The following is a 15,697-nucleotide window of genomic DNA, read 5'->3' on the forward strand; positions in this document are numbered from 1 at the left end:
AAATAGTGCCGCCGTGCACCCCCTATTTTTGGCTGTATTGGCACATGCAACATCCATATGGATGGGTCCGGGCCATCGCCTTGCGGGCTCAGGGCAGTTGTATTAAGCTTAAGCATTGTCTTTGGAAGCAATACCAGTTTCACCAGGCGCGCGCGAAGGCCCAACAAGAGGCATGCCTGACGCCCTGACTTCTATGCTACGGGAGGCTGTCTTGAACCCCAAGTTTTCCCGCTATGAACCACCACCGCGCCCTGCCGACGGGGCCTGGGTATGAAACAGCTGCGCGAGCCCCTCAACAGGGTTATCTTGCCGGCCAAGAGGGCGGTGCTGCTGCCTGGGCTTGCCGTCGCTGCGCCACAGCCAATGGTCATTGCGGAACACAATGGTGCCTAAGCCCACCCACCTGCATTGGTCGCACCGGGGTCTGGCTTGCCTGGCGTTGCTGGCATATTCGTTGGGTGTCTGGGCCGCGGACCTGGAGCAGCAAATCAAGGCCGCCTATCTGTACAAGTTTGCGTCCTATGTGGATTGGCCGGAAGCCAGCTTCGCACAAGCCGACACCCCCGTCACCATAGGGGTACTCGGCGCCGACGAGATCGCCGCCGAGCTCAGCCACATCAACAACAACGCGCGCCCAGCCGGGGGACGCAGCATCGAGGTCAAACGCCTCAAACCGGGAGAACCCACCAGCGGCGTCCAGATGCTCTTCATCGGCAAAGAGGAAAGTGTCAAACTCAAGCGGCTGCAAGACGGCCTGCCATCACGCCCGGTGCTGACGGTTACCGACGCGGTGGGCGCCTTGGGCGCGGGCAGCGTCATCAACTTTGTCACCGTGGAAGACCGGGTTCGCTTCGAGGTGTCGGTGGCGCAGGCCGAACTCAGTGGCCTCAAAATCAGCGCCCGCCTGCTGGGTGTGGCGCAAAAAATTGAAACCCGCAAGCCATGATTACCCCTCTGCGCCTACGCTCGGTCCGTCACAAACTGTTGTTGATGGTACTGGTCGCCAACTTAGTGACGCTGCTGGCGGCCGGCGGGGCGCTGCTCTACCACGACCTGATGGAGCAACGCAGCAAGGCCGCCGCCGAGTTGACAACGCTGGCCGGCATTCTGGGCCAAGGCAGCGTGGCCGCACTGGAGTTTGACGATGCCAAGGTCGCCAATGAAAACCTGGCCCAATTGCGAGCCAATCCCAATATCGTGGCGGCCGCCATCTACACCACCCAGGGTGCGCTGTTCGCGCGCTATGTGCTCGATCCCAAACAGGGCCAGCAATTGCCCCCCGTGCCGCAGGCAGACAGCGTGCAGCTCGATGGCGGCGAGCTCGCCGTCTTCAAGCGCATTGCCGGCCGCGACGATGCCGTGGGTACCATCTACCTGAAGGAACGCTACGACACCAGCGCCTGGCTGTTGAATTACCTGGCCATATTGGGCGGTGTGCTGCTGGCCAGTCTGGTACTTGGCGTGGGGATTTCCACGCTGCTGCAGCGCTGGATATCGGTTCCTATCCAGGCGGTCAGCCGCGTGGCGCAGCGCGTGGTGGAGCAGCGCAACTACCGCTTGCGGGCCACCAAAAGCACCGAAGATGAGATCGGCCATCTGGCCGACGCCTTCAACGGCATGTTGGATACGCTGGAACACGAGATTGCCGAGCGCACAGGGGCCGAGCAATCGGTGCGCACCTTGAATGCCGAGTTGGAGCAAAGGGTCCTGGACCGCACCGCCGAATTGCAAGTGGCCAACCGCACGCTGGAGACACGCACCGAGGAGGCCGAAACCGCCAACCGCGCCAAGGCCAATTTCCTGGCCAATATGAGCCACGAAATACGCACGCCGATGAACGCCATTTTGGGCCTGGCTTACCTGCTGCAGCAAAGCCCGCTGGACGCCGATGCGCTGGATCTGATCGGCAAGATCCGCAATGCCGGGCGCTCGCTGCAATCCATCATCAACGATATTCTGGACATCTCCAAGATCGAAGCCGGCCGCCTGGAGATGGAGCATGCACAGTTCCGTTTGGGGGATGTGCTGGAGAACCTGGCCAGCATCATGGCGGCCAACGTCGGCGACAAACGCCTGGAACTGGCGATTGCGCCATCGCCAGATATCGGTGGCCACTTGATTGGTGATGCACTGCGGCTGGAACAGGTGCTGATCAACCTCAGCGGCAATGCGATCAAATTCACCCAAAAGGGTTTTGTCGCGGTGTCGATCACCCTGCTGGCGCAGGATTCCAAAACAACCACGCTGCGCTTCGCAGTGCGGGACACCGGCCTTGGCATTCCCGCAGACAAACAGGACCAGATCTTTGCACCCTTCTCCCAGGCCGATGTTTCGACGACGCGGCGCTTTGGCGGCACGGGCCTGGGCCTGACCATCTGCCGCCACCTGGTGCGCGGCATGGGCGGCGAGATTGGAGTGATCAGCACACCCGGCAAGGGCAGCGAGTTCTGGTTCACCGTGCCCTTCGAATGGCTACCCAGCCAGGACTATGCCGTGCCGGAGCTTGCATCCTTGCAGGTGCTGATCACCGACGACAGCGAGATCGCGCGCGAGAACCTTTCCAGCACCGCCCGTTCCATTGGCTGGACGCCAACCCAGGCCGATTCAGGTGAAGAGGCCCTGCAGAAGCTGCGCATTCGCAAAGAGGCACACGGCCGTTTCGATGTACTGCTGGTCGACTGGAAGATGCCCGGCATGGACGGCCTGCAGGCGGCTGCAGCGATACGCCAAACCTTTGGCACCGGTACCGGCCCCATCGTGCTGATGGTCACGGCCTTCGCGCGCGAAGAATTGATGCGCCAACCCTATGCCGGCAGCGTAGATGGCGTGCTCAGCAAACCGGTTACCAGTTCCACGCTGTACAACACAGTAGCCGAGGTCCTGCGGCGCCGTGGCCTGGGTCAGCTACGCCCCGCAAACGCCGCGACGGCTGCCCGTGGCAATCGGCTGCCCGGCGTAAGGATCTTGGTGGTCGACGACAGCGACATCAACCGCGAGGTGGCACAGCGCATTCTGGCGGCTGAAGGTGCCACTGTGCACCTCGCCAACGATGGACTGGCGGCGGTGGACTGGTTGCGTGCGAACGCCAACACCGTCGACATTGTGTTGATGGACGTACAGATGCCAGTGATGGACGGCTACGAGGCCACGCGCCAGTTGCGCAAGCTGAGCCACACCAGCCAATTGCCCGTGATCGCACTGACGGCCGGCGCCTTCAAAGCCCAACAAGAGATAGCCCTGGAATCCGGCATGAATGCCTTTGTGGCCAAGCCTTTCAATGTCGAAGAACTGATCGCGACCATCCAGCAATGGGCACGCCAACCAGGGGGTACTGGCACTCCATCGGAACCACAAGCCACATCGGCACCCGCACCCGCGAACCCTGCCCCATCCACAGAGTCTGTGGTGGCCGCACCCGCATGGCCCGGCCTGGATGTCGACAAGGGGCTGGGCATTTGGCAAGACCCCAAGGGCTACCGCGAGTTTCTGCTGAAGTTCGCGGTCATGTACGCCGATTGCAGCCGCCAACTGGGTGACGCCTATGGAGCGAACGACCGCGTGGCCGCGCGCGCACAACTGCACAAGCTGCGCGGCGCCGCCGGTACCATGGCCCTGGACGATGTGGCCCGCTATGCCGGGGCACTGGAGACGCTGGACGATACCGCCGACGCCCGCGCTGCGCTACAGACCTTGCAGGCGGCACTGGAGACGGCGTTCGTGTCGATTGCCGCCTATGCCGCCAGCACGGCGTCTCTGGCGTAAGCTACTAATTTGATAGCTTCACATTTAGCATTTACGGGGGCTAGCGCCATTTTTTCCAAGTGGCGATAGCCCACCGGAGCAGTTTACGCGTCAGAAGAAGCCCAGCTTGCTTTCGCTGTAGCTCACCAGCAGGTTTTTGGTTTGCTGGTAGTGGTCCAGCATCACTTTGTGGGTCTCGCGGCCGATACCCGATTCCTTGTAGCCGCCAAACGCTGCATGTGCTGGGTAGGCGTGGTAGCAGTTGGTCCACACGCGGCCGGCCTTGATGGCACGGCCCATGCGGTAGGCCACGTTGCCATTGCGGCTCCACACACCGGCACCCAGGCCGTAGAGCGTGTCGTTGGCAATTTCCAGCGCCTCGGCCTCGTCCTTGAAGGTCGTCACGGCCAGCACGGGGCCGAAGATTTCTTCTTGGAAGATGCGCATCTTGTTGTGGCCTTTGAACAGCGTGGGCTGCACGTAATAGCCATTGGCCAAGTCGCCGCCCAAATGGGCCTGGGCGCCGCCGATCAGCACCTCGGCGCCTTCCTGCTTGCCCAGGTCCAGATACGACAGGATCTTGTTCAACTGCTCCTTGGAGGCCTGTGCGCCCAGCATCGTGTCGGTGTCCAGCGGGCTGCCCTGTTGAATAGCGGCCACGCGCTTCAGGGCCTTGGCCATGAACTTGTCGTAGATGCTCTCCTGGATCAGCGCGCGGCTGGGGCAGGTGCAGACCTCGCCCTGGTTGAAGGCAAACAGCACCAGGCCCTCGATGGCCTTGTCCAGAAAACCATCGTCCTTGTCCATGACATCGGCAAAGAAGATGTTGGGCGACTTGCCACCCAGCTCCAATGTAGCGGGGATCAGGTTGTTGGCCGCGGCCTGCGCAATCACACGGCCGGTGGCGGTGGAACCGGTGAACGCGATCTTGGCGATGCGCTTGCTGGTAGCCAGCGGCATGCCGGCTTCACGGCCGTAGCCGTTGACGATGTTCAGCACACCCGGTGGCAGCAAATCGGCAATCAACTCGGCCACCAGCAGGATGCTGATGGGTGTGGACTCCGCGGGCTTCAGCACCACACAATTGCCAGCACCGAGCGCCGGGGCCAGCTTCCAGGCCGCCATCAAAATAGGGAAGTTCCACGGAATGATCTGTCCCACCACACCCAGCGGCTCATGCAGGTGGTAGGCCACGGTGTTCTCGTCGATGTGGCTCAGCGCCCCCTCTTGCGCGCGCAGGCAGCCGGCAAAGTAGCGGAAGTGGTCCACGGCGAGCGGTATGTCGGCATTCAGGGTTTCGCGTATGGGCTTGCCGTTGTCCACGGTCTCGGCATAGGCCAGGCGCTCCAGGTTGGCTTCAATCCGGTCGGCAATCTTCAACAGGATGTTGGAGCGCTCGGCCGGCGATGTCTTGCCCCAGGCATCCGCCGCGGCGTGGGCCGCGTCCAGCGCCAGTTCGATGTCGGCGGCCGTGGAGCGCGCCGCGCGGGTATAGGGCTTGCCGGTGACCGGGGTGATCACCTCGAAGTATTCGCCCTTGACCGGTGGCACAAACTTGCCGCCGATGAAGTTGTCGTAATGCACCTGGAATTGCTGGGGTGCGTCGGGCGATCCGGGTTTTGCGTACAGCATGTCGTATGTCTCCTGGTTATATCGGTAGTAGTAACGCCCAGCCGGAAGTGCCTTGGCTTCCACGGCTTTGCACATGACTATTTGCATGCGGCGTGCCAGGCTCCGGTTTCAACCCGAAGCGGAGGAAATTGCCTTGTTCGCCTGACACAACAACCTGGTAGCCTGCGGTACAGACACCACCGCTGTGCCAATGCGGCACACCCACTGTGTCAAAACGGAACACCGCCTGCGCCAATCGGGTTGAAATGGCATTTGGCACTGGCGCACAATGGCATGCATGCGGCACAGGCTCAGCCGCAAAGCCGGAGGTAGCACACCCACCCCGCTGATCCATTCAGGAGACAAGGCCCATGCCCACACCCGCGTTGCAAGAACGTTCGGTACCCAGCCAACTGCGCGAAGCCCGCCGCCAGTTGGTCAGCCACGGCCGGCTGCCTGCCGACCTGATCCAGGGGGATCTGGCCCGCTCCTGGCTGCGCTGCTGGCAGTTGGGTTTGCAGCCGATAGGCCGCGCGCCAGGCGCACCCAATGCATCGGGCGCGCAATTGGCACGGGCGCTGGAGCGCCAGCGCGAACTGGTGGCCCATGCCCGGCCCGTCATGGAATTCCTGCACGAGCAGACCCGTGGCACCGACAGCATGAGCATCTTGGCAGGGCCAGACGGCATGTTGCTGCACACCCTGGGTGACCCGCAGTTCATAGGCCGTGCCGAGCGTGTGGCGCTACGCTTGGGCGCCACCTGGCATGAGCAGTTTCGCGGCACCAATGCCATTGGCACGGCACTGGCCGAAGAGCACGCCGTCGTCGTCCATGCGGCCGAGCACTACTTGGAGCGCAATGGATTTTTGACTTGCGCCGCCGTGCCGATACATGACCCCAAGGGCCGCATTCTGGGTGTGCTGGATGTCTCGGGTGACCACAGGGGCTACCACCGCCACACGCTGGGCCTGGTGCGCTCGGCCGCCCGCATGATCGAGCACCGGCTGTTTGACACACGCCACGACACCCGCCAATGGTGCGGACTGCGCCTGCGCTTTCACATGCAGGCCGAGGGCATTGGCACCGTAGCCGAGGGCCTGTTGGCAGTTACACCAGAGGGCCACTTGGCGGGTGCCAACGCAGCGGCTCTGGACCTGTTGGGACTGGACTGGGCTCGGCTATCCCACACACCACTGGAAGCCGTGCTGGCCGAGCGCCTTGAACAGTTGCTGGACTGGGGCCAGCGCGCATCGTCCACGCCCCACGTGGTGCACACCACGGCGGGCCGGGCCGTCTGGGTACGCGTAGAGGCGGCGCGTCCCAGTTACCTGGCACGCCAACCCGCACCGCCCAGCCAACGCATGCCGGTGACCGACCTGAACCCCACCGACGCGCTCGCCGCACTGGACACCGGAGACAGCGTTCTGTGTACCGCCATTGCCCGCGCCCGCAAACTGCTGGGTAAGCCCATCGCCGTGCTGCTGCAAGGAGAATCCGGCGTGGGCAAGGAGGTGTTTGCCCGCGCTGCCCACCAGAGCGGCCCACGGCGAGATCAACCGTTTGTCGCCGTCAACTGTGCCGCCCTACCCGAGAACCTGATCGAAGCCGAACTGTTCGGTTACCAGAGCGGCGCCTTCACTGGCGCGCGGCGTGAAGGTGCGCCGGGTCGTATACGCGAGGCCCATGGTGGCACGCTGTTTCTGGATGAGATTGGCGACATGCCACTGCCACTGCAAGCCCGCCTGTTGCGCGTGCTGCAAGAGCGCATGGTGGTGCCACTGGGCGGTGGCAAGCCGGTCGCCGTGGACTTCTGCCTGGTCTGCGCCACCCACCGCGACCTGCCCACGGAAATGCAGGCCGGGCGCTTTCGCGAAGACCTGTACTACCGCCTCAATGGCCTGACGTTGCGCCTGCCACCGCTGCGTGAGCGCGGCGACTTGCAGCACCTGCTGCAGCGGGAACTAAAGGCTTTGGTACCCGAACGCAACATCCACATCGCGCCCGATTTGCTACAGGCCCTGCAGGCCTACCGCTGGCCCGGCAATCTGCGCCAGTTGTTCAATGTGCTGCGCACCGCCTGCGCCTTGTTGGATCCCGAAGACGACACCATCACCTGGGACCATCTGCCGGACGATGTGCTACAGGCCCTGCGCCCACTTCAGCAGGTCGCTCCCAACACCTTGGACACAACGCAGTACGCTGAAACACAGGGAGACCTGCGCACCCAGTCACGCCAGACCATGGAGCGCACCGTGGCCCAGTGCGCCGGCAACATCTCAGAGGCGGCGCGTCTGCTGGGTGTCAGCCGCAACACCCTATACCGCCGGCTACGCTGATAGTTCAGCGTTGTCACTCAGGCGCGGGCATTCACCGCATCGATGCCCAATACGCAAGCATCCTTGGCGCCATGGCCAGCGGCAATCAGTTGGTCCATACGGCTGGCAATGGCAGGCAGTGCGGCCAGGGGACGCGGGCCCGTGGTCTCCTGCATCAGGCGCACGTCCTTGCGCGCCATGTCCAACTCAAAGCTAGCAGCAAAGTTGCCCTTGGCCATATTGGCGCCGCGCCCGGCCACCATGCCATTGAGGTCCAGCAGGCCCAAGAGCTTGACCGCGTCTTGCGGGTCCACATCACTGGCCTGGGCCAGCGTCAGGATATCGGCCATGATCGCGGACACGCCAATGATCATCGCATTGCCGAACAGCTTGTTGGCGGCGGCCAGGTCGCTGCGCTCGCCCATGTATTCCAGGCGCGAGGTCATGGCCGCCAAGGCGGTCTGCACCCGCTCAAACAAGGCCTTGGGTCCAGCCACCATCATGGAGCCCTGGGCATTGCGTGCGGCCGGCGGCCCCATGAATACGGGGCAGTGCAGGTAGGCGACACCCTGCGCCGCCAGGCGCTTGGCGCGTGCCGCAGTGAGCGCTGGCAGCGTGGTCGTGTGATCTACGATCACCGCATTGGTAGCCAGGCCCGACAGGGCCGCAGCAATGACCTCATCCACCACCGCGTCGTCCTTGAGCACCAGGTGCACGCGCTCGGCCCCCCGCACGGCGTCCAACGGTGTTGCTGCGGCACGCACACCGAATTGCGCCAGCGCCTGCACCTTGCTGGCCGAGCGGTTCCATGCGGTCACGGTGTCGCCGCGTTTGGCTGCTGCCTCGGCGAATGCAGCGCCCAAAAGTCCTGTACCCAGAAATGCAATGTTTGCCATGGTATGAAGTAGTTTCGGTTGAGGAAAAACAGAAGCTGCGTATTGTGGAGTGGATGCCATACAACCCGCTTGCCAAAGGTGATTTGACAGCCGCAAAGCGCGCAGGGATACTTTGTCGTCACAGCAGCCAGCAAAGGACCGTTCGCCATGCGACTACTGACCACCTTCCTGTGTGTGCTTTTGGTCGTTGCAACTGCGGGCAACGCCGCCGCCGCACCCGGCGAAACCGATGACGAAGATCTGGCCATGGTGTATGGGGGCACGCCCACCGTGACACTGGCCACGGGCAGCAAACAGACGGTACGACGAGCACCCGCTGTGGCCACCGTCATCACGGCCGAAGACATCGCGGCCATGGGTGCCACCGACCTGGACCAGGTACTGGAAACCGTGCCGGGCATGCATGTCACACGCAACCCCATTGGCTACACGCCCACCTATCTGATCCGCGGCATTGGCGCCGGTGGCCCCACCAACCCGCAGGTGCTGGTCTTGCAAAATGGCATTCCCATGACCCTTGGCTACCCTGGCGACGGTGGCCAGGCGCGCGGTGGCTGGTTTCTGGAAAACGTGGCGCGCATTGAAATCATCCGTGGACCGGGATCGGCCCTGTACGGCGCCGAGGCCTTTGCCGGCGTGATCAACATCATCACCCGCAACGCGGCCGACATACAAGGCACCACCGTCTCCGCCGGTGGCGGCTCTTTCAACACATGGAACACCTCGCTCAGCCATGGCGGCAAGTGGGGCCCTGTGGACATAGCCGCCTATCTACGTGTGGGTAGCACCGAAGGCCAGAAGGAAATCATTACGGCCGACGCGCAGACCTTCAACGACAGCCGGTTTGGCACACGTGTCAGCCTGGCACCGGGGCCGGTCAGCACCGGCTATGACGCGCTCGACGCCAACCTGGACCTGGCCTATGGCGCCTGGCGCTGGCGCAGCAGCTTGAAGCGGCGCGAAAACGTGCATGTGGGTGCGGGCGTCAATTCTGCACTGGACCCCACCAGCACCGGAACCAGCGACCGGCTCACCTCCGACCTGTCCTGGACCGAAGCCCAACTGGCAAAGGATTGGGGCGCGGGCCTGCTGCTGAGCTATATGCATTACCAAGAGCTGTACCCCAAGCTCATCTTGTTTCCTGCGGGCACCCGCTTGGGCGCCAACTTCTTCCCCGACGGCATGATCGGCGGGCCTTCGCGCTGGGATCGGCAATACCGGCTATCAGCATATGCCAGCTATACCGGATTCGAAGGCCACAGCCTGCGACTGGGTGCAGGGCATGACGATATCGATTTGTACCGGGTGCTCACGTTCAAGAATTTTTTGCTGCCGCCTGTGGGTGCTCCGATACCGACCGGCCCCCAGATGGACTACGGCAACATCCAGCCGCACATTGCGCCCAGCCGGCGTTTCGTTGACTATGTGTACGCACAGGACGAGTGGCAATTGGCCCGCGACTGGACCCTGACCGCAGGCTTGCGCCACGACCGCATCTCGGACGTTGGCAACACCACCAACCCGCGCATCGCCTTGGTCTGGGACGCATCCCTGGACCTGACCGCCAAGCTCTTGTACGGCGAGGCCTTTCGCGCACCCGCTTTCAACGAGCTGTACACCACCAACCCGGTGACCAATGGCAACCCCAATCTGCGCCCCGAGACGATACGCACGCTGGAAGCTGCGGTGTCGTGGCAGGCGCGCAAAGACCTGCAACTCAACCTGAACGTGTTCCAGTACGACATCAAGGACATCATCCGGCCCCTGCCCAATCCCGCCCCCGCCCCTGGGTCCACCTTCTTCAATGTTGGCACCCAAAGAGGCCAAGGATTGGAGCTGGATGTGGTGTGGGATGCCAGCCCCAGCGTGCGCGTGTCGGGCAACTATGCCAACCAGCGTGGTGTGGACCGCGCGACCGACACCGACGCTGGTTACGCCCCGCACCACCACCTCTATGGCCGCGTGGACTGGCGCCTGGGCGGTACTATGGTGCTCGATGCGCAACTCAACCGAGTGGCGGACCGCGCCCGGGCACTGGGCGATACGCGGCCGGAAGTGCCCAATTACACCAGTGTGGATCTGTCGCTGCACACGGACAGCCGCAAGCGGGGTTGGTCGTTCAGCGGTTCGGTGCGCAACCTGTTCAATGCGGACATCCGCGAGCCGACGCTGGCGCCGGGCACCGCCATCCCCAACGATTTACCCATGGCCGGGCGCTCCCTGTACGTGCAGGCCAGCTACCGCATGTAGGCAAAACCGGGTATGGCTGACCAGGGCCCGCACAGCGTCCCGCCGGCCCTGGACTGCGCCGCGGCCAACCCTACCGGTCAGGGGCAAGGGCCGGCTGTTGCGCAACTGCATAATCCGGCCATGCCTTTCAGCACCCTGCGCAGCATGCGCTTTAGCCGACAGCTGACCCTTGTCTTCAGCGCCGCCATCCTGGGGCTGGCCCTGTTTTCTTCGCTGGCCACCTCGTATGAGGCCAGCCAGCGCATGAAGACCTATCTGATCGAACAGGGCCAGCAGGTGGCCCAGAACCTGGCCCGCCAAAGCACCCTGGCCCTGCTGTACAACTCGGCCGACAACGCCGAGGTGGCGCTGAAGTCCACACTGGCGTTTCCCGATGTGCTGCAGGTCCGCATCCTGGACGCCGCGGGCAAGACACTGGCTTCGCAGTCCAAGCCCGACGCCATGCCACTGGCCGATGCGTTCCCGGCGGGCAACCCGGCCTTGCAAACGGCTCTCCAGGGTGAGAGCGCAGACGCCCTTTACTTCGCAGTGCCTGTGCTCAGCGAGGTCGCACAGAACTCGCCATTCGAGGCCGAAGAGCGCAAGCAGATGCTGCTGGGCCGCGTGCAAGTGGTGGTTGGCAAGGGCAGTCTGAACCGCCTGGTCTTTTCGCTGTTCGTGGGCAATATTCTGGTGACGCTGGCGCTGGCCGGCGTCCTGCTGTGGTTGATCCAGCGGGTGACGCAGCACATGATGCGCCCCCTGGTCGACCTGTCATTGTTGATGCGCCGCGCCGAAAAAGGCGAGTCCAACATGCGGGCCAGACCCGAGGGGCCGCAAGACATTGCCGAGATGGGTGTTGCCTTCAACAAGATGATGGACGTGCTGGAAGAGCGTGAATTCCAGTTGGAACAACGCGTGCAGCAGCGCACGCTGCGCTTGGAGCAGGCCAATCAGGAACTGGGCACCAACCTGGCAACCATCAAGAGCATGCAAACCGAGCTGCACCGCTCCGAAAAGATGGCAGCGCTGGGCTCTTTGGTGGCCGGTGTGGCGCACGAGCTCAATACCCCGATCGGCAATTGCGTGACCGTGGCCAGTGCCATGAAAGACCAGGCCGAATTGCTACTGAAGGAGATGGAGCAAGGCACCATGCGCCGCTCCACGCTGGAACGCACGCTGGCCGACAACGCAGAAGGCGCCGAGATGCTGGTGCGCAATCTGGACAGGGCTTCTGAGCTGATTGGCAGCTTCAAGCGCGTGGCGGTGGATCGCTCCAGCAACCAGCGCCGCAGCTTCGACCTGAGCCAGAATTTGTCGGAGATTCTGTTCACGCTGGAGCCCATGTACAAGAAAACGCCCTACGCCATGCAGGTGGCGCTGGCCGACGGCATCACGATGGACAGCTACCCCGGCCCTCTGGGTCAGGTCGTCACCAACTTCATCAGCAACGCGCTGGCCCACGGCTTTGACGGCCGCGACAGCGGCACCATGCACCTGCGCTGCCGCGCGCTGGATGAACAGCACGTGGAGATCAGCTTCAGCGATGACGGCATCGGCATCGCCGAGCACCACCAGGCCCGTGTGTTTGACCCCTTCTTCACGACCAAGCTGGGCCAAGGCGGTTCGGGCCTGGGCATGAACATCGTCTACAACATCGTTACCGGCATCATGGGGGGCAAGATCGAGTTGACCAGTTCCCATGAGACCGGTACCACGTTCACCTTGACCCTGCCGCGCATCGCACCGCAGATGGAGAGCTGATCGTCAGGCCCTGGGGCTCATTGCTCTGGAAACACCGAGTGGAAGCTGCGCTGCTGCTGGGACGCAATCGAGATGCCCACATGCGAAGCGGTGCGCAGATTGACCGCCACATTCACCGCCTGCAATAGCGAGAAGCCGCGCTTGTCGGGCTCGGTGCCCAGCGCGCCCAACGCCATCGAGGCCAGGTCGCGCCCCAGTTCGACATTGTTGGGGTACAGCGCAAACAAGGCACCCTTTTTGACATGGGCAAAGTTGCTGGAAAAAATCGGCACACCGCGGGTCCAGGATTCTTGCAGCACCAGCGGCAGGATGGTGTTTTCATCCACGGTAGTGCTGTCATTGGGTAGCCATACGGCGTCGCGGCCCGATTGGGCCTCCGCAAAGATGCTGGCGTAAAGTTTGGCCGCGCTGGACAAATCAGTGGCCTCGTGGGCAATCAGCTCCAGGCCATGGCTGCGCGCCGCTTCCCGGGCCAGCTTGATCAACCAGGCATTGGCCTGGGCGCTGTAGACCACGTGCACCCGCTTGACACTGGATTGCAAGGACTTGAGCCGTGCAAACAACTGGGCCGGGTCTGGCGTCAGGCTGATACCCATCAGGCTGCGGTTGCCTGCATCGGGCATGCGCAATACGCAGCCTACGACCACCGCAATGTCCTTGTCCAGATTGGCGACGGCCTTCCAGCCCTGCTGGCCCAAGGCGATGACGACCTTGGCGCCCGATTGCCGAAGTTGGCCATTGAGCTCCACGGTATCGGCATTGGGCGCGATGGCAATGCTGCGCACCTTGGTCTTGGCGGCGTCTTCAATGCCCTCGATGATGTGGGTGAACACCGTGCGGTACGGCTCGCCAATATCCGGGTAGATGACGACCAGTGAACCGAGGCCGAGTGCCGCGCCTTGGGAACCCCGTGCCTTCAGTACCTCTTTGACCTGGGCTAACAGCACGGGCGCGGGTGGATTCCAGACCTCGGTCGGCGCCCGCAACGGCCCCATGCCGGGGCGGGTGAAGTCGGGGGCTGACAGTTCAGCGGCCGAGGGGAAGGCAGGCATAGGGTTGTGCGCCTCAATCTCTTTGGCCTGCGCAAGGCCCCATGCCAATAGCAGCGACACCGCCAGTGCCAGCCAGGCCACCCGACAGTACAGACGCCGCAGGTGCAGCGGCGGCGGCCTTTGCCCCCGCGCCGCCGGGGCATCAACTCGGATTCCTGGCGATACCACCCAAGATTTCATGCGCATGCCATTGGTTGAAACGCCACAGGCACTGCCTGTGGGACAGTGCATTGTAGGCAATGCCCCCGGTTTTCCAACCGGCCGGCCACAACTTCAGGCCGAGCCCTGTGCGAAGCGGATCGTATTGCCACCGGCCTTCTTGGCTTCGTACATGGCCGCATCCGCTGCCTTCAGCAGTTCGGCTTGGCCGCTGCGCTGGCCAACAAACAGGACGATGCCTATGCTGGCGCTGCAGTGGTGCTCTACCAGGGTCTCGGCCTGGCCCGCCTGTTGCAGTGTCAGCAAATAGGGGGCCGCCAGCAGAGCGCGGATTTTCTCCGCAATCGCCCCGGTCTGCGCCATCGAGATGGCCCGGTCGGTGTGCAGATCGCCCAGGATGACGACAAACTCGTCGCCGCCGAAGCGGGCCACCGTATCCATCTGGCGCACGCAACTGGCCAGCCGCGTGGCCACCTCGACCAACAAGCAGTCGCCCACCTCGTGGCCCTGGGTGTCGTTCAGCGGCTTGAAGTTGTCCAGGTCCAGAAACATCATCGCGCAGTAAAAGCCGCTGCGTTCGGACGCGGCCATGGCCTGGCCCACGCGGTCGTTGAGCAGCGGGCGATTGGGCAGGTGGGTCAGCGCATCGTGGAAGGCCATGTCCCGCACCTGCTCTTCCATCTGCTTGCGTTCGGCAATTTCCGCCTCCAGCGTGCGGGCCGATGCCTGCAGGCCGTCGGTCATGGCATTGAAGGCATGGGCCACCTCGGCCACCTCGCTGGGGCCGCCCGCGGCGGCCCGGGCCATGCGGTCACCGCCCTGAACCGCCCGCGCGGTCTGTGCCAGCTTGACGATGGGCTCGCTGATACGCCGCGCCATGGCCAAGGCCAGCAACACCAGCGCGGCCAAGGCCAGCAGTGCCACTGCGGCGGTGGCGACGGCGCGTTGCTTGGCTGCGGCATAGACCTCGCTGGCGGGCACGCCAACAAAGGCCACCCACCCCACCGACGGCATAGGCACCACCGAGAAATAGCGCGTGACGCCGTCGATGGCCAGGCTTTCAAACTCGCCATCCCGCAGCTCCACGATGCGACGTGCGGCCTCCGCATTGGGTCGGGTGCCGATGACGCCTTCGGGGTCAAGGTTGCGCCAGACCATGATGCCATCGTCCTGGAAGAAGCCAAAGCGGCTACCCTGGGGCAGATCGTCGGACGGGATCTTGGGGTCAAAGGCCTTGAGGTCGAACGGCAGTTGCACCGAGCCCACCATTTCATGCTGCGCATTCCAGATCGGGGCGACCAGCACCGACACCCACTTGCCGGTGATGGGCCCAAAGAAGGGCTCGCCCACCGTGAAGCGGCGGTTCTGCAAAAACTTCTTGAACCAGGGCGTATTGCCGATGTTGATCAGCTTGCCGCCCGGTTGGGGCACGGCCGAGCAGACGACAAGACCGTCGAGGTTGGTGTAGACCGCATTGGCGTAATCGGAGTTGAGATGCACCAGATCGGCCAGGATGGGATCGCAATGATCAGGGTCCACCGCCTGCACCAGGGGGCGCAGCGCCAAGCGCTCCAGCGTCTGGCTGGCGCTGGCGATCTTGCCGCCGGTATTGGTGACCATGGTCTTGGCCAGCGTACGTAACGCAGTCTTGGTGTGGGCGACGGCCTGCTGCATCTGCCCGACGATCTCCAGCCCAATGGCCACCACCAGCGGCACGGCCAGGGCCAATACCAGCAACAGCAAATGCGAGCGTATCGACGCAGCCTTTTTCATAGCCCAATGCCTGTGGCCGGTCCTCTGTGGTAGTTCGTCCAGGAACAGCATACCCCAGCGGGGTCGTTTGCGCCATCACGCAAAGGGCATTGGAGCTAAAAATACCCAAATCAGGGTTTTAAGGGCACCTCAACTAGCCATTAGAAGAAAAAGTGCC

General features: G+C 63.3%; 9 protein-coding genes. 5 read left to right on the plus strand and 4 right to left on the minus strand.

The features are described from left to right. The first annotated feature begins 385 nt into the window (after positions 1–385). Positions 386–946, plus strand: a complete 561-nt coding sequence (locus tag AC07OO_RS03555) for a TOL_0243 family YfiR-like periplasmic protein (protein ID WP_495080674.1) — start codon at positions 386–388, stop codon at positions 944–946. Next, the gene (locus tag AC07OO_RS03560) at positions 943–3,762 is read left to right on the plus strand and encodes a sensor histidine kinase, YfiR-like protein-associated (RefSeq protein ID WP_495080675.1); all 2,820 of its coding nucleotides are present in this window, start codon (positions 943–945) and stop codon (positions 3,760–3,762) included. Before AC07OO_RS03555 ends, AC07OO_RS03560 begins: the two co-directional genes overlap by 4 nt. 90 nt (positions 3,763–3,852) lie before the next feature. Here AC07OO_RS03560 and adh read toward each other — a convergent pair whose 3' ends face one another. Next, the gene (gene adh / locus AC07OO_RS03565; protein ID WP_495080676.1) at positions 3,853–5,373 is read right to left on the minus strand and encodes an aldehyde dehydrogenase; all 1,521 of its coding nucleotides are present in this window, start codon (positions 5,371–5,373) and stop codon (positions 3,853–3,855) included. A gap of 350 nt (positions 5,374–5,723) precedes the next feature. On the opposite strand from adh, the gene AC07OO_RS03570 reads away from it, so the two are divergent. Continuing rightward, positions 5,724–7,688, plus strand: a complete 1,965-nt coding sequence (locus AC07OO_RS03570; protein ID WP_495080677.1) for a sigma-54-dependent Fis family transcriptional regulator — start codon at positions 5,724–5,726, stop codon at positions 7,686–7,688. A gap of 17 nt (positions 7,689–7,705) precedes the next feature. Here the strand turns inward: AC07OO_RS03570 and AC07OO_RS03575 are convergent, their stop codons facing one another. After that, positions 7,706–8,563, minus strand: coding sequence for an NAD(P)-dependent oxidoreductase (locus AC07OO_RS03575; RefSeq protein ID WP_495080678.1), 858 nt, complete (start codon positions 8,561–8,563; stop codon positions 7,706–7,708). Positions 8,564–8,710: 147 nt separating this feature from the next. On the opposite strand from AC07OO_RS03575, the gene AC07OO_RS03580 reads away from it, so the two are divergent. Together AC07OO_RS03580 and AC07OO_RS03585 are read left to right on the plus strand one after the other, a co-directional pair. Then, positions 8,711–10,813 (plus strand): TonB-dependent receptor plug domain-containing protein, encoded by a 2,103-nt coding sequence (locus AC07OO_RS03580; RefSeq protein ID WP_495080679.1) that lies wholly within the window; start codon positions 8,711–8,713, stop codon positions 10,811–10,813. A gap of 120 nt (positions 10,814–10,933) precedes the next feature. Further along, positions 10,934–12,556: an ATP-binding protein gene (locus tag AC07OO_RS03585; protein ID WP_495080680.1), complete on the plus strand. Its 1,623-nt coding sequence runs from the start codon at positions 10,934–10,936 to the stop codon at positions 12,554–12,556. A gap of 17 nt (positions 12,557–12,573) precedes the next feature. On the opposite strand, the gene AC07OO_RS03590 is transcribed toward AC07OO_RS03585, so the two are convergent. Further along, on the minus strand, positions 12,574–13,788 hold the full coding sequence (locus AC07OO_RS03590) for an ABC transporter substrate-binding protein (protein ID WP_495080681.1): 1,215 nt from the start codon (positions 13,786–13,788) through the stop codon (positions 12,574–12,576). 93 nt (positions 13,789–13,881) lie between these two features. Further along, positions 13,882–15,540, minus strand: coding sequence for a diguanylate cyclase domain-containing protein (locus AC07OO_RS03595; RefSeq protein ID WP_495080682.1), 1,659 nt, complete (start codon positions 15,538–15,540; stop codon positions 13,882–13,884). Positions 15,541–15,697: the final 157 nt, after the last annotated feature.

The organism is Rhodoferax sp. GW821-FHT07G04 (assembly GCF_059418585.1).